The organism is Neobacillus mesonae (assembly GCF_023715155.1).
GTDB lineage: Bacteria > Bacillota > Bacilli > Bacillales > Cytobacillaceae > Neobacillus > Neobacillus mesonae_A.
This window is the reverse complement of sequence record NZ_JAMBNQ010000064.1, coordinates 1-13828: the sequence shown is the minus strand read 5'-3', so window position 1 is coordinate 13828 and position 13828 is coordinate 1. Positions and strand designations below refer to the sequence as shown.

The window sequence follows — 13828 nt, the reverse complement described above, 5'->3', positions numbered from 1 at the left end:
CCTGTCACGCAGGAGGTCGCGGGTTCGAGTCCCGTCCAGACCGCCACTATATGGCTCAGTAGCTCAGTCGGTAGAGCAAAGGACTGAAAATCCTTGTGTCGGCGGTTCGATTCCGTCCTGAGCCACCATTTTCACTTGATTTTCGATGCCGATGTAGCTCAATTGGTAGAGCAACTGAATCGTAATCAGTAGGTTGGGGGTTCGATTCCTCTCGTCGGCACCTTAAGCTGACAAAGTGAATATATATGGAGGGGTAGCGAAGTGGCTAAACGCGGCGGACTGTAAATCCGCTCCCTCAGGGTTCGGCGGTTCGAATCCGTCCCCCTCCACCATATATAGGGGTATAGTTTAAAGGTAGAACGAAGGTCTCCAAAACCTTTGGTGTGGGTTCAATTCCTACTACCCCTGCCAAATCTTTTATGATGGCGGATGTGGCGAAGTGGTTAACGCATCGGATTGTGGTTCCGACACGCGTGGGTTCGATTCCCATCATCCGCCCCATAAAAATTATTATTGATTATTTATTTAATTTTTATTATCATTGGGCTATAGCCAAGCGGTAAGGCAACGGACTTTGACTCCGTCATTCGTAGGTTCGAATCCTGCTAGCCCAGCCAATATGCGGAAGTAGTTCAGTGGTAGAACATCACCTTGCCAAGGTGGGGGTCGCGGGTTCGAATCCCGTCTTCCGCTCCATACAAAATGGCGGCATAGCCAAGTGGTAAGGCAGAGGTCTGCAAAACCTTTACCACCGGTTCGAATCCGGTTGCCGCCTCCATTAACTTTATGTTGAGAATGGATTAGAACAGGTAATTGATTTCGCCGGGGTGGCGGAACTGGCAGACGCACAGGACTTAAAATCCTGCGGTAGGTGACTACCGTACCGGTTCGATTCCGGTCCTCGGCATAGCTTTACCAACATCTTAATACGCCGGTGTGGCGGAATTGGCAGACGCGCACGACTCAAAATCGTGTTCCGTGAGGAGTGTCGGTTCGACCCCGACCACCGGTATTGTTTTTAGTTAAAAACGTTGATATAACTACATTTAAGAGGATTGTTCTTTGGTTTTAAACAGCCGAGATACAATCCTCTTTTTGTTTGAATTGTGTTCGCTAATCGTGTTCGTTTTGTTTAACTGATAAGAATACATTTACACGAAGGGAACGATTGTTTTGTCCAAAAGAAGAATTACAATTGAATGGAACGACGTAAGCTCAGAGATATTAATAAAAGCCGGAGACAAATTTGATTATAGTGAACAGCGATTCCTTAATAGTTTGTGAAACGTGGAAATTACACCAGCCAATTCAAAGGAGTTTGTTTTTGTAGAAGATCTAAAAAGTGGATAGCCCAAATCCATATTGAAAAAGGAAAACAATTCAAGCTTGGTTTCTTTGATGATGAAAAGTCAGCAGCAAAAGCTTATAATGAAGCAGCTGAAATATATCATGGCGAATGGCCAAACTAAACATAATATAGTAAAGAAACCCGTCACAATTTGGCGGGTTTGCTTTTTTATTTAAATTATGAAGAATTACTTGTATCATAAAATATAGACGCAAAAAATGGGGTGTAAAAAAGTGAAAAAACTACAAGAGTTTACTAAACAATATCAACAAGAAATGAATTGGCAGATAAAAACCGACAATTATGAGAGAGCAAAGTCATCATTATTAAATAATTACATGCTACTTACGACTGAGGTGGCTGAAGTGGCCGAGGAACTCCGAAAAGCTTTTAATATGACAAACACTTTTATAAATGAAGGGATGGAAGAAGGTAAAGCATTTGAAATAGCTAAGGCTTCCATTAAAGAGGATTTAGGTAAAGAATTTGCAGACTGCTTGGCCTATATCACTAAGTTCGCCAACTATTTTGATATTGATTTAGAGGAAAGTTTCTATTCCAAAATGGAAGAAGTTAAAAATAGAAAAAACAGAGATGTTGGCTTAATAAAAAATAATATTTCTATATAACCTACTTACAAATCGTGTTCGTTCCGATATATTATTTTTTGTTAGTTATAAAACGGAATATTAGTTGATTACAATTCTGGGACGAATAACTTCAGGAAGGCTTGGCTGAGGTTCAATTCCTCTGAAATGTAGTCATATCAATACATAGACTCAAATATTGGAATAATCGATGAGGGAGTATAACTAAAACTCGTGTTCCTTCTGGAGTGTCGGTTCGACCCCGACCACCGTTATCAAATTCAAGGTGAAAATCCTTAATATTAAAGACTTTCAACAGTCCATGTTGGAGGTCTTTTTTATTTTCTTCAATGCTGCTGAAATTTGCTAACTCGTAACCTTCGAATCTAATGCTTTAAGAAGATTTGACTAGGAGGATGAAACTTCGATCCTCCATCTAAAAAGAATCAAAAAGTGAAAACAGTAACTTAGATGATGACTAGAAAAGAAGTATTGTCAGAATCTCTCTGGAACTTACATAAGAATGGCACTGTAAAGGAAACATATGGTAAGCTTAACTAAAAGTAGATAGATATATGGGGGACATTAATGAAAAAAACTATTATTTATACAAGTATTGGATTAGTATTAGCTATTGGAGGGGGATATGTGTTTTTATCGTCTAACGGAGATCACACTGAAGCAGCTTCAGCTGTTCAACAAGATCAAAAAGCAGGCCAAACTGAAATAGATAAAACTACTCACCGAACTCATAAAGTGAGTCAAGCTGAATTAGATAAAGCTGCAAAAGATATTGGAGAAATTAAAAAAGATGATGATTTCTACTACGCAATGATTACTTTAGCTCTCCAGAAGCTTGAGTTTAAGGGAGAGGATAATAGCTACCATATTCCAGCAACAGCTGATGTCAAGAGACTTCAGTTTGATCGAGCTAACCTTCAATATTTGAAAAACCGGGCAGTTGCAATAAAGGCATCTGAAACATATCAGAGCACCTTAGATAGATGGTTAAAAGGTGACTTTTCCAATATGGAAAATGACTATCTGACAATTAGGAACATCAAAAGTGACCATATGCAGCAAAGTGAAAGTCCAGTATTGAAAGTAAGGAATGCTGAGGAGGAACAGAATTATATCCAGTATTTCTTTGGGGATGATGGGTTACAAATACATAAAAGAGATTGGCAATAGCCATTAAGATAAGCCCTGAGTTTTCCTAGGGCTTATTTTTTTGCCCTAAATTTAAACAGGCATAAGATCTGGAAAAACAATTGCAAAAAAGAACGGAATAGGAATTTGTTGAGTAAACAGCTTGAATTTCCAAACCGTTTTTTTGTAAAGAGGTTCTCTTATATATATTATTTAAAAAGTATGATTGGTAAATATGGGAAAATTTGATATATTGAAGTGGTGGTTCCATTTAACAACAAACAGTTTTGAGGTGAATTATGTTTAAAATCATTATTTTAATTGTATTTTTAATCATTTTGTATGCTGCCTTTAAAAATGAAAAGAAAGGTGTAAGATATACCATTCTCGCCTATTTTGGATTATTGTCCGTTATTTTTATGTCGGGAATTGCCAATATAGCATTTAAGTATCACTTATATAACGGACCTGTTTTGGAAGGGGGGTTTGAAAGTCTTTCGGAATGGGTTGGGGTATTTTCATATTTTTATATAATCCCATTCTTTTTAATTATGGCATATAAGATATTCAGGTTGACCCAAAAACGGTTTCATAGAAATTGGCTGATAATTATCATGTTTATTGTGTTGATGGCTGTACTAGCGGGAATTTGTTTTCTAGCGTTCTTCCTATTTACACTCATTTTTTATGGCTTCGCACCTTAATCGTTTTTAGAAGGGCTGAAAATAAGGGGTAAAAGTTTTTCTATTTAGATTGGGATTCATTTGATTAATGGTTTTGCTAATATGGAATTCAATAAAATGAGTTTTTTTCAAGGCGAAAAAAGGGAGACGGTTAAATTGAACAAAAGGGTAAGAATAATTATTGGTTTAGCAGGTTCACTTGTTTTATGTATTTGGGGGATATATGGTATATTGGCTGAATATCCAATCACAGGTTCATTATTAATACCTATATTATTTGCAGCTGGCGGCTTTATAGGTACTATTGGCGGTGCCATGGAACTTAAAAGAATGAAAAGTGGTTGAATAATTGTTGCTATTTTTCGTTTCCAAAAACCTGCTTATTTAAGGGATATAATAATTATAATATTTTTAATATAATTATTTGCTATAGTATAATGAAAATAGTAACATAACCCATTAAAAGAATTTCGGATAAAGTTTGGGGAAAGTAATTGGGAGTCTTTAGCCAAGTGTGATTGAACCTATACTGCTTGGTGGCAAAAGAACTTATTTATTAAAATAAAAAGGATAATTAAGTAGATGATCATAACTATCCTTTTTCATTTCGGTATTAGCCTTTTTGGGCTCTATGGACAGTCCTGACAGGTAAACTCCATCCAAGCCGGTAGGATATAATCCTCAATATAAAGATGATGCCAAAAAGCGTATAAAGTTGATAAGGTTCTGTAACCCAATCCATTCCTATAAATAGACCTGCCATGATAGCCCATAATAGATAAACTTCTTTTTGGAAAACAAGCGGTTTTTGCCTGGCCAATATATCACGAATGATCCCGCCGCCAGCACCCGTAATGGCGGCAGAAAACATAACGGCTAAAATTGGTAAATCAATGGAATGTGCATGCATAGCGCCTTGGATGGCAAATGCAGATAATCCGATAGCATCGAAGACATTCCATTCTTTTAAATGTGAAACCATCGTATTGGGCAAAATAAATACGATAGTAATCGTGATAATCGCGATGATAAACAGTGTAGTTTGCTGCCACAATTCAATAATGGGAATCCCAATGAAAAGGTTCCGGACAGCTCCGCCTCCAAACGCAGTAATTAATCCTAATATATAGGTGCCAATAATATCGTATTTTACCTTCATCGCAAGAATTGCACCGCTAATGGCAAAGGCAATGGTCCCTATAACATTCAATACATCCCAAACCAAAAAATAACCTCCCAGCATCATATAGTAAAAAGTCATTCTCTGTCCTTTTTACCTGAGAGTTTCCCTATGTCAGAAGGTATCCCCATTGGTGGCTTGCTGCTCTCTCCAGAGAAGTATCTATTGTGGTCCTTGTACCTGAGAGATTCATCTTTTACTCTCGATTTGCCCCTTCGGTGACGTTGTAAATCCGTGCTCTCCCACAATAGTTTTTTATGAATATGTATGTTTATAAAAATACATTAATGAAAGCTGCTTGACTTGTCAATTATAAATTTTAAATTGGCAAATTTTAATTGCTGCTTGTAATTATCGTAATTAGTATACTCAAAATTGCCTCAATTTGTTAAACTTAACTTACATCTTATGCGAGGTAATTAAAAAAATGAATCCTTTTACAAATTATATCGAATTTAATAGAGATAGATGGGCAGCATTACGCAATAAAACTCCTTTACTGTTATCAGAGGAAGAGCTTGAAAGTATAAAAGGAATAAACGAAGAAATTTCTCTTCAAGAAGTGGAAGAAATCTATCTGCCATTAACCCGTTTAATAAATTTAAAAGTGAAAGCTTCCCAAAAACTGCAGGGGGTAACAAACTCATTTTTAGATTATAAGGCTAAAAAAGCCCCTTATATTATTGGGATTGCTGGAAGTGTAGCAGTGGGGAAGAGCACGACAGCCAGAGTTCTTCAAAGGCTTTTATCACGTTGGGAAAATCATAAGAAAGTAGATTTAGTTACAACAGATGGCTTTTTATATCCAAATGAAACGTTGGAGAATAAAGATCTCATGAGCAGAAAAGGGTTTCCTGAAAGCTACGATACTCAAAAATTGATTGAATTTATGATTAAAGTGAAATCTGGGAAAAACAATGTGGAAGCCCCAGTATACTCTCACTTAACATATGACATACTTCCGGATAAAGTGGAAGTCATTGATCAGCCGGATATTCTAATAGTGGAAGGTATTAATGTACTTCAAGTCAATAAAACACACCATGTATTTGTCAGTGACTTTTTCGACTTTTCCATTTATATTGATGCAAATGAGAGAAATATTAAAAAGTGGTATATTGAAAGATTTCTAATGCTTCAAAAGACCGCTTTTCAAAATCCGATTTCGTATTTTAACCGTTATACCTCCTTGTCCCAAGAAGAGGCAATTAATAAAGCAACTGAAATTTGGCAAGAAATAAATGCTCGGAATCTAAAAGAAAATATTTTACCAACCAGAAGAAGGGCAAATATTGTTTTTAAAAAAGGCCGTGACCATAGAACGGAAAAGGTGTATCTAAAAAAATTCTAGGTATAGAAACACACAGTGAGTTTTTTAGTTAAAGACAAATTCATCGAAATTGAAGGAATAAGTGTCTTTAATAAGCCCTCTTGAGGACAAAACAGGTGAAGGTGAGGGCGGAACAGTCTTTAATAAGCCCTCTTGAGGACAAAACAGGTGAAGGCGGGAGCGGAAGAGTCCTTAATAAGTTCTCTTGAGGACAAAACAGGGAAGTCGAGGGCGAACTGTCTTTAACAATGCCTCTTAAAGACAAATCCGTCAGAAATAAAGCTGCCTTGTCTTTAAATAAGTGTTTTTAAGTACCAAACTGGTGAAGTAAAAGGGAAAAAGGTCTTTAATAAAGCCCTATTTTCAAAAAAAGTGCAATTCTCAAGGAGGATTGCACTTTTTTAAACTACTAAATAAGAAATCCCATTTTTTTAGCTTCAAATGTTAATTTATCCCTGAATTTCGGATGTGCAATTTCAATTAAAGACTTAGTCCTTTCAAAGATGGATTTTCCTTTTAATTGGGTAATGCCATATTCCGTCACAACATAGTCAACATCATTTTTGGAGGTCGTTACAACGGATCCTGGTGCTAAAGTCGGCTGGATTCTGGAAATGGTATCATTTTTTGCTGTTGAGTATAAACAGATAAATCCCTTGCCATTTTTCGCAAATCGTACGCCTGTTCCGAAGTCTGCCTGACCGCCAGTCGAACTATAATATTTGCCAGCAATGGTTTCAGATGCACATTGACCGTAGAAATCCACCTCGGTTGTCGCATTGATGGCAACCATATTATCTTCTAGGGCAATAACTCGCGGATCATTTACCTTATCAACCGACAACATTTCGATACTTTGATTATTATCCATGAAATCATATAAATTTCTTGAACCCAAAGCAAAAGTAGCGATGATCTTTTCTTTATAAGTCTTTTTTTCAGAACCGGTGACAACACCCTGCTGTACCAAATCATAAATCCCATCGGTCAGCATCTCGGTATGAATGCCTAAGTTTCGGTGGCTGCTTAATAAGCGGACAACTGCGTTTGGAATTCCTCCGATACCCACTTGTAGTGTAGAGCCATGGTCAATTCGCTCCGCAATATATTCCGCAATTTTTTGGTCAATATCACGAATAGGTATTTCCGGCAGCTCGTGTAATGGCTGATTGTGACGAATGAATGCTTCCACCTGTGAAATATGAATTTTGTTTTCTCCATTTGTACGCGGCACAAATTCATTTACTTGAATAACAAACGGGGCATTACCAATAAAGTGAGCCGTATAATCTGCCTCTGTCCCTAATGAAAAATATCCATCTTCATCCATCGGTGAGGTTTGACAGACAATAACAGGATTTTTCGTTACACTATCAAGTAATTTAGGCATTTGATGAAAATGGTTTGGTACTAAATCACATTTTCCATTTATGAATGCCCTTCTTGCAAAAACGCTCATAAAATAAGAAACATAGCGGATGTTCGGGAATTCTCCTTGGATATATTGCCGATTTTTCATTTCAAGAATCTGATGAATTTTTAATGATGAAAAAGCATTCGGGTTTTCATCAATTGCCGATAAAATAAAATCAGGCTCCCCATTTCCCATGGCTGCTATGAGATCGTGATAGTTGGATAAAATGGACATGATTTCGAGAATCGTTTTTTCCTTATCATTGTTAATGCTCATAGGTGAACAATCCTTCTTTCTAAGCCTCTATGTAAAAAGATCCTATTGTAATATCAAATAAAAGTTCAAAAACTCCCTTTAATCCAACGAAAATTATATCAACTGCTAGTACCAGGTGTCAATTACACTAAAGGTAACAATTAAATCTAAAAATGCCCATCCCATACTCATAGCAGGGGATAGGCATAACAAAAGTTTGCTGCAAATATCCGAAATCTATTCCACAATCATCATTATAGGAGGTTTCTCTAAATACCGAAGGAGATTAGGGCCGTCTTCTTCCGCCAGCTTTGCTTCCAGGCTTGCAAAAGCTTCTGTTAACTTTTCCATATTTTCAAATTCTAAAGTGGTTATAAGATATAAGTTTAAATCAGTATTACGGGAATCCACCACACGTTGTACTGAATCGTTAATTATATTTGGAATTCTTTTTCCAAGTGGTACATGAACATTAAAATAATGCTGATCAAATTTTTCCTGATCCTTTGGTTTTTCATACATTATGATCATTTTCGCCATGACTCCAACACTCCCCATGATATTTCATGTAAAATATATTTCTTTTTGAACAAAATATTCTTCGTTTGTATTACATATTGTATTAACACGCCTTTTTTTTAAAAAACATCTTAAAAAATCCCCATCATAGTGATTTGCCTGCTGATGGGGATATTCTTTCAAATGCCTATTTCAAAAAATCGATTACTTCGGCTGATTAACTAGCGCCTGCCGATCGTCTGCCTGAGGCGGTTCTTCAAGCCAGCCGTGTTTGATCATGATGTTTGCACCGTCTTCCGCAAATAAAGCAATTTCTGCAGAAAGACGTGTATACAATGCACTTAAATCCATTCTTTCACACGTCCCGGCAGCTGCTCCATAATTCCCAATTCCAACGGCTATCATACCTGTTGTGTGGAACATCATTAATTTATCTGAAAAAGGTGCAACAGTACTGTCCAGCACGTGTGAATCCCAAGACATGGGGGCTGGAATGTCTCCATTTGTCAAGGTGGAGCTAAACTTTTTAATATGTTTATTAGCGATATTTTTTCCTTCAGTGAAAAATTGCTTAACGTCTTCTCCCTTACAGACTTGTGCAAAAGCCATCATTAAGGCCTTACCCATTGAGTTGGTTTGAACATTGATAAAAAGATGGGTAATTTCAATAGCTGTTAAAGGACGTTTGGATTTTCCAACAAAGTCAAATAAAAATCTCTGTTTTGTAATAAATTGAACCTTATCAGGATTGGAAATGTATGGCGGTCTGATATAAATCCCTTTTGCCAATGCAGTTTTCCGGGCCATATCATGTAAATCTTTTGCTTCAATGAGTATTTCCTGAAATAATTTGCTAATATCTTCCCGTGAACTGCAGCTAATTGCGATACTAGCTGCAGTCATACCAATAGTTCCCATACTTTGCAGATACAACAGCATAAAGGTATCCGTAAACAATTTTGGTGCATTCACATTTACATCTTCATCGGAAAACCCAGCTGGTATTGGTATTTTTTCATTTGCAAAAATTTCGGTTATGATTTGAATATGTTTTTGCGATAAATCTAAAGCAAATTCTACAACTGGAAGTATTTCTTTATCCTCACATTTATTCGCAAAATATTTTAAAACACAAATGGCTAATGTGTCATTTTCAAATTGAGTCCATAGAAACCCCATTTCCGAAGCCGTAAGACGAATATTATGTTCATTCATATCTTTTTTATCTTCAACAGCCATAATGAAATATCCATCCTTAAACATTTTTATAAATTGCTTATATTTTATATTGGTATAAAGTGTGGTACATTATTCGTTTACCTAAGTTTAAAACTTTTGGAAGGGGATACTTGTTTACATACAATTGATAAGATTGGGGATATTTGTATTAGAAGCCGATTTTAAGGTGGGTGGAGATTAGTTTATGGAGAAGGACAAACAGGTAAGCCTCACTTCATCAGAGATAACATCTTTGTGGGCGGCCTACATCAATGACAGTGCGATTTCATGCAAGTTTAAATATTTTATATCAAAAGTAGAGGATAAGGACATAAGGCCGCTTGCTGAACAAGCTTTCGAAATCGCCCAAGGAAATCTAAAAGCAATGACTGAGATTTTTCAAAGAGAAAAATACCCCATTCCTTACGGGTTTAAACTTGATGAGGATGTCAATGTTTCGGCTCCGAGATTATACTCGGATTCATATGTTTTGTATTATCTTTATCAAGCTGCCCAAATCGCTCTTCAAGGCTATAGTGTCAATCTGGGCCTGGCAGTCAGGGAAGATGTATATAATCATTTTAATCAATGTATTTCTCAGTTAACATCCTTTATGAGGAAACTAATAAATCTGTTATTATCAAAGGGTCTTTATATTCGTTCTCCATATTTGCCAATTCCACAAAATATAGATTTTGTAAAAAAGCAAAGTTTCCTGAAAGGTTTTTTGGGTGAAAAAAGGCCCCTAACAGGTACCGAAATTACGAATCTATTTACTAATTTCCAACGAAATGCTTTTGGGGTAGCTACTTTAACTGGATTTAGTCAGGCTGCTCAGTCTAAAGAAGTTGTAAAGTACTTAATTAGAGGAAAAGAAATAGCAAAAAAGCATTGTGATATTTTAGGGACTATTCTTAGAGAAGACGACCTTCCGGTTCCAATGACTTGGCATTCAGAAGTAACATATTCAACCGATCCAGTATTTTCAGATAAGCTGATGATGTTTTTTACAACAACCCTTATTGCGCTTAGTATAGGGTTTTATGGAACAAGTATGGCCGTAAGTCCCAGAAAAGATTTAAGCCTTCTTTATGTTAGACTGTCAGCAGAGATAGCGAAATATGCGGAAGACGGGGCTAACATTTTGATTGAAAATGGATGGCTGGAACAGCCCCCGATGGCTCCGGATCGTGATGAGCTGGCGAAACAAGGATAAAGTGAAAAATGTTTTTTCCAATCCCCAGCTGAATGTTAGGCTTTTACTATTATCTCTAACTTTATCATGAGACAATGCGAAGGCCGATTAGTTAGGCAAAGTTGCCAAAAATCATGCCGGCTAGTTTCACTTTACCTCATCGATTGGGCTTTACGGGCAGCTGTACAATTAGCTTTTCTGCAAATATGAAGTCAGATAAGAGAGACTAACTGCCCGTTAAGGAATAAAATTTTTATAATAGTTTTTTCTAAGCGTTTCTGCTGTCTTGGCGGAGACGCCTTTTTTCACTCCGTTTATTATACCAAACAATTGGTAAAAATTACTATTACCTAAACTTACAAAAAAAGGAAAAAGACATGAGGAATATTGCAGCATTATTTTCAATCTTAATGCCTGGGTTTGGCCAAATATATAATCGTCAATTTATAAAAGGTGTTATTTTTGTGATTTTTGAGCATTTTGATAATATGTTTGGAAACATAAATAAATCCATTTACCTTGATTTTAATGGCTTTCACCAGCAGGCATTAGAGACAGTAATTTATGATGGGATGTTATTTTATCCTGGATTTTATGTGTATGTTATTTGGGATGCTTGGTATTATGCTAAGGCAGGGGCAAATAAAACAGTCACGGCCATTCCTTATATTTTTGCCGGTTTTTTTGGTGTTCTTGGAGCTATTTTCTCTCCAAAATTACCCATTCCTAGTTTAACCGTGGGACTTCTTATGATTATACCAATGATAATAGGGATGGTTATTTTTAGAAAGCAATAATAAATTGAATTTGATGCAAAATATCATTATAAACCAAGAAGGAGGATTCCAATGATTTATATTTATAATGATTATGGCGGAACACATACAACATCTCTTGCAGCCGCATATCATTTAAAATTATTACCACAATCAGACGTGAAATTAACGACTGAACAAATTTTAAACGTCCCATATTTTAATAAATTAGACCATGAGGATTTTGGCAAGCTTATTTTTCATGGGATTGATGAAGACGGAAACCCTGTTTATACCATTGGAAGAAAACGTAATAAATTGGTTGTACCAGCACTAAAAGAAATGATTTTATTACTTCAAGATAAATTCCAATTTCAAGAAAAGATTATTTTCTCCAATACATCTCCAACTGTTCCAATCACAATGTCCATAGGCGGCTTTTTTTCGAGAGGGTTAAAAATAGACATGATAGGTATCCCATTTTTAGTTAAAGGTGCTAAGCAATGCTGCGATAATATTTTTCGCTTGGTTCAAAATACAAGAGAAATAGGAAAGTCAGGGTTTCAGGAAAATGTTATGATTTTGGAAAATAAAATATTTAAAAGTTAATTGGAAAATGCGCTTAAAGGGCAGCAAATGTGGATAAAAGAAAAAGCCGGCATCCCGACCTTTTTTTATTACCAGATGGAGTTATATGGCTCTATAAAAATAATGCTCCCTTAGATAGTCCGGTAGTTGCCTAAGGGAGGTTAATTCGGCGAAGGTGCTTCTAGGTTCGATATCGATATCCACAATATTGTAGCTCCATTCAATTTTAGCTGGTATATGAATCGCATTGATCCCTAAATCAAGTGCTGGTTTGATGTCAGTTTTAAGTGAGTTTCCAATCATCCAAGTCGCATTTTTTATTGCATTAATTTTTTTTAGGACATTTTTTAACGCCTTTGTATTTTTATGTTCAAAAATAAAGACGCCGTCTTTAAAATATGGCTGCAAGTTTAATTGCTTAATTTTTCTATATTGATTTTTATGATCCCCTCCTGTAAATAAATATAGGTTATGACCATCCTTTTTGAGTTTTTCTAAGACATCGTACATTTCTGGAAATGGCTCCACCTCTATCTCGAAAACATGCTCGCCGATTTTACGCACTTGTTCAATTTCTTTTGCCCTGAGCCCTTTCTTATATTTCTTACAAAAATAAAGATAGGTAGCTGCCAATGAATCTGGATATCTTGATGAATGCAGTCCATGTTTTTTGATGCTTTCCAGATCCAGCTCTAATAGTTTTTCTTTAATTTCCTTTTCCGAAAGGTTTTTAAACCACCTCATCATCCACTTCACAAATTCATTTCTAGATTGCTTAAAGTATTTATTGCAGTGAATCAATGTATCATCTAAATCCAATATTAAGGTTTGTTGATTCATGACCAATTCCCCCTTAATTTAGTGGTGTAAGATTAATATATGAGTAAATATGTGATGTTAATGCTTCATTAAGCCTATCCAATTTAAAATTAGTGCCTATGGATGAATTCATATATATGAATACTTTTACCTGATTTAGCGAAAATTTTGTGTGTAAACGAACTAGGAGGAATGATTGTATGACATTGGTACCTAATGAACCGTTTAGGCAGCTGGCTAACCTAAGAAAGGACTTTGATCGTGTTTTTTCGGATTTCCCATTTTCATTTGAAAATGAAAGAAACATGGGCGGTATCAGAGTAGATGTTCATGAAACAGATAACGAAGTGGTTGCAACTTGTGATATTCCCGGCCTCGAAAAAAAGGAAGACATGAATATTGATATTGAAAATAATATGTTAATGATTAATGGGACGATTCATAGAACAAATGAAGCAAAAGAGGAAAACATGCATCGAAAAGAGCGTTACGTCGGCAGTTTTCATCGTTCTGTCCCGCTTCCTTGTCCCGTTTCAGATGAAGGTGTAAAAGCCACCTATAAGAATGGTGTACTGGAAGTAAGAATGCCAAAATTAACACAAAGCAGCAAACGAAAAATCGATGTTGACTTTCATTGATACTAAATAAAAAAGTCCGGCAGAATTAAAATGTACCCTATAGTATAGACACTTTAAAAAAGTGCTCTTTCTATAGGGTATTTTTTTGTATAATTTAAAGAACAACATAGAGATATACATGGAGACGGAGAATTATGAGTAAAAAACTGT

General features: G+C 36.0%; 15 protein-coding genes, 10 tRNA genes and 1 riboswitch. Of the genes, 20 read left to right on the top strand and 5 right to left on the bottom strand.

What is annotated here, in order from left to right; genetic code table 11:
• Window positions 1-52: 52 nt before the first annotated feature.
• The 15 genes from M3183_RS25760 to M3183_RS25690 all read left to right on the top strand — a co-directional run bounded on the left by M3183_RS25760 (window position 53) and on the right by M3183_RS25690 (window position 4112).
• Window positions 53-128: transfer RNA gene (locus tag M3183_RS25760), tRNA-Phe, on the top strand.
• A 19-nt stretch (window positions 129-147) separates the two neighbouring features.
• Window positions 148-220: transfer RNA gene (locus tag M3183_RS25755), tRNA-Thr, on the top strand.
• Between the two features lie 27 nt (window positions 221-247).
• Window positions 248-332, top strand: a tRNA-Tyr gene (locus M3183_RS25750).
• Window positions 333-337: 5 nt separating this feature from the next.
• A tRNA-Trp gene (locus M3183_RS25745) sits at window positions 338-411 on the top strand.
• Between the two features lie 14 nt (window positions 412-425).
• Window positions 426-501, top strand: a tRNA-His gene (locus M3183_RS25740).
• A gap of 41 nt (window positions 502-542) precedes the next feature.
• A tRNA-Gln gene (locus M3183_RS25735) sits at window positions 543-617 on the top strand.
• Window positions 618-621: 4 nt separating this feature from the next.
• A tRNA-Gly gene (locus M3183_RS25730) sits at window positions 622-696 on the top strand.
• An 8-nt stretch (window positions 697-704) separates the two neighbouring features.
• Window positions 705-778: transfer RNA gene (locus tag M3183_RS25725), tRNA-Cys, on the top strand.
• A gap of 43 nt (window positions 779-821) precedes the next feature.
• Window positions 822-907: transfer RNA gene (locus M3183_RS25720), tRNA-Leu, on the top strand.
• A 23-nt stretch (window positions 908-930) separates the two neighbouring features.
• Window positions 931-1012 (top strand) — tRNA-Leu (locus tag M3183_RS25715).
• Window positions 1013-1280: 268 nt separating this feature from the next.
• Window positions 1281-1469, top strand: coding sequence for an AP2 domain-containing protein (locus M3183_RS25710; RefSeq protein WP_251474744.1), 189 nt, complete (start codon window positions 1281-1283; stop codon window positions 1467-1469).
• A gap of 112 nt (window positions 1470-1581) precedes the next feature.
• Window positions 1582-1977 (top strand): MazG nucleotide pyrophosphohydrolase domain-containing protein, encoded by a 396-nt coding sequence (locus M3183_RS25705; RefSeq protein WP_251474742.1) that lies wholly within the window; start codon window positions 1582-1584, stop codon window positions 1975-1977.
• Window positions 1978-2523: 546 nt separating this feature from the next.
• Window positions 2524-3126: a DUF6241 domain-containing protein gene (locus M3183_RS25700; RefSeq protein ID WP_251474740.1), complete on the top strand. Its 603-nt coding sequence runs from the start codon at window positions 2524-2526 to the stop codon at window positions 3124-3126.
• Window positions 3127-3383: 257 nt separating this feature from the next.
• Window positions 3384-3788: a hypothetical protein gene (locus tag M3183_RS25695; protein ID WP_251474738.1), complete on the top strand. Its 405-nt coding sequence runs from the start codon at window positions 3384-3386 to the stop codon at window positions 3786-3788.
• Between the two features lie 135 nt (window positions 3789-3923).
• On the top strand, window positions 3924-4112 hold the full coding sequence (locus M3183_RS25690; RefSeq protein ID WP_251474735.1) for a hypothetical protein: 189 nt from the start codon (window positions 3924-3926) through the stop codon (window positions 4110-4112).
• A gap of 268 nt (window positions 4113-4380) precedes the next feature.
• On the opposite strand, the gene M3183_RS25685 is transcribed toward M3183_RS25690, so the two are convergent.
• Entirely contained in the window at window positions 4381-4992 is a 612-nt protein-coding gene (locus tag M3183_RS25685; RefSeq protein ID WP_251474732.1) for a trimeric intracellular cation channel family protein, read from the bottom strand.
• Window positions 4993-5105: 113 nt separating this feature from the next.
• Window positions 5106-5202: riboswitch (glycine riboswitch) on the bottom strand.
• Window positions 5203-5374: 172 nt separating this feature from the next.
• On the opposite strand from M3183_RS25685, the gene coaA reads away from it, so the two are divergent.
• Window positions 5375-6298, top strand: a complete 924-nt coding sequence (gene coaA / locus M3183_RS25680; RefSeq protein ID WP_251474730.1) for a type I pantothenate kinase — start codon at window positions 5375-5377, stop codon at window positions 6296-6298.
• A 388-nt stretch (window positions 6299-6686) separates the two neighbouring features.
• On the opposite strand, the gene M3183_RS25675 is transcribed toward coaA, so the two are convergent.
• The 3 genes from M3183_RS25675 to M3183_RS25665 all read right to left on the bottom strand — a co-directional run bounded on the left by M3183_RS25675 (window position 6687) and on the right by M3183_RS25665 (window position 9704).
• On the bottom strand, window positions 6687-7967 hold the full coding sequence (locus M3183_RS25675) for an acetyl-CoA hydrolase/transferase family protein (RefSeq protein ID WP_251474727.1): 1281 nt from the start codon (window positions 7965-7967) through the stop codon (window positions 6687-6689).
• Between the two features lie 216 nt (window positions 7968-8183).
• The gene (locus M3183_RS25670; RefSeq protein ID WP_251474725.1) at window positions 8184-8486 is read right to left on the bottom strand and encodes an EthD family reductase; all 303 of its coding nucleotides are present in this window, start codon (window positions 8484-8486) and stop codon (window positions 8184-8186) included.
• 183 nt (window positions 8487-8669) lie between these two features.
• On the bottom strand, window positions 8670-9704 hold the full coding sequence (locus M3183_RS25665; RefSeq protein ID WP_251474723.1) for a DUF3231 family protein: 1035 nt from the start codon (window positions 9702-9704) through the stop codon (window positions 8670-8672).
• Window positions 9705-9888: 184 nt separating this feature from the next.
• On the opposite strand from M3183_RS25665, the gene M3183_RS25660 reads away from it, so the two are divergent.
• From M3183_RS25660 to M3183_RS25650, 3 genes are all read left to right on the top strand, one after another.
• Window positions 9889-10899 (top strand): DUF3231 family protein, encoded by a 1011-nt coding sequence (locus M3183_RS25660; protein ID WP_251474721.1) that lies wholly within the window; start codon window positions 9889-9891, stop codon window positions 10897-10899.
• A 356-nt stretch (window positions 10900-11255) separates the two neighbouring features.
• Window positions 11256-11675: a hypothetical protein gene (locus M3183_RS25655; RefSeq protein WP_251474719.1), complete on the top strand. Its 420-nt coding sequence runs from the start codon at window positions 11256-11258 to the stop codon at window positions 11673-11675.
• Window positions 11676-11726: 51 nt separating this feature from the next.
• On the top strand, window positions 11727-12242 hold the full coding sequence (locus tag M3183_RS25650; RefSeq protein ID WP_251474717.1) for a DUF3189 family protein: 516 nt from the start codon (window positions 11727-11729) through the stop codon (window positions 12240-12242).
• Between the two features lie 81 nt (window positions 12243-12323).
• On the opposite strand, the gene M3183_RS25645 is transcribed toward M3183_RS25650, so the two are convergent.
• The gene (locus tag M3183_RS25645; protein WP_251474715.1) at window positions 12324-13061 is read right to left on the bottom strand and encodes an HAD family hydrolase; all 738 of its coding nucleotides are present in this window, start codon (window positions 13059-13061) and stop codon (window positions 12324-12326) included.
• A 179-nt stretch (window positions 13062-13240) separates the two neighbouring features.
• Here M3183_RS25645 and M3183_RS25640 point away from each other — a divergent pair, with 179 nt between their 5' ends.
• On the top strand, window positions 13241-13678 hold the full coding sequence (locus M3183_RS25640) for an Hsp20/alpha crystallin family protein (RefSeq protein ID WP_251474712.1): 438 nt from the start codon (window positions 13241-13243) through the stop codon (window positions 13676-13678).
• Window positions 13679-13828: the final 150 nt, after the last annotated feature.

Coding starts and splice junctions, on each gene's coding strand:
- M3183_RS25650 (WP_251474717.1), top strand. CDS start 11,727: ATGATTTATATTTATAATGATTATGGCGGAACACATACAACATCTCTT.
- M3183_RS25660 (WP_251474721.1), top strand. CDS start 9,889: ATGGAGAAGGACAAACAGGTAAGCCTCACTTCATCAGAGATAACATCT.
- coaA (WP_251474730.1), top strand. CDS start 5,375: ATGAATCCTTTTACAAATTATATCGAATTTAATAGAGATAGATGGGCA.
- M3183_RS25645 (WP_251474715.1), bottom strand. CDS start 13,061: ATGAATCAACAAACCTTAATATTGGATTTAGATGATACATTGATTCAC.
- M3183_RS25700 (WP_251474740.1), top strand. CDS start 2,524: ATGAAAAAAACTATTATTTATACAAGTATTGGATTAGTATTAGCTATT.
- M3183_RS25655 (WP_251474719.1), top strand. CDS start 11,256: ATGAGGAATATTGCAGCATTATTTTCAATCTTAATGCCTGGGTTTGGC.
- M3183_RS25675 (WP_251474727.1), bottom strand. CDS start 7,967: ATGAGCATTAACAATGATAAGGAAAAAACGATTCTCGAAATCATGTCC.
- M3183_RS25695 (WP_251474738.1), top strand. CDS start 3,384: ATGTTTAAAATCATTATTTTAATTGTATTTTTAATCATTTTGTATGCT.
- M3183_RS25640 (WP_251474712.1), top strand. CDS start 13,241: ATGACATTGGTACCTAATGAACCGTTTAGGCAGCTGGCTAACCTAAGA.
- M3183_RS25665 (WP_251474723.1), bottom strand. CDS start 9,704: ATGGCTGTTGAAGATAAAAAAGATATGAATGAACATAATATTCGTCTT.
- M3183_RS25670 (WP_251474725.1), bottom strand. CDS start 8,486: ATGGCGAAAATGATCATAATGTATGAAAAACCAAAGGATCAGGAAAAA.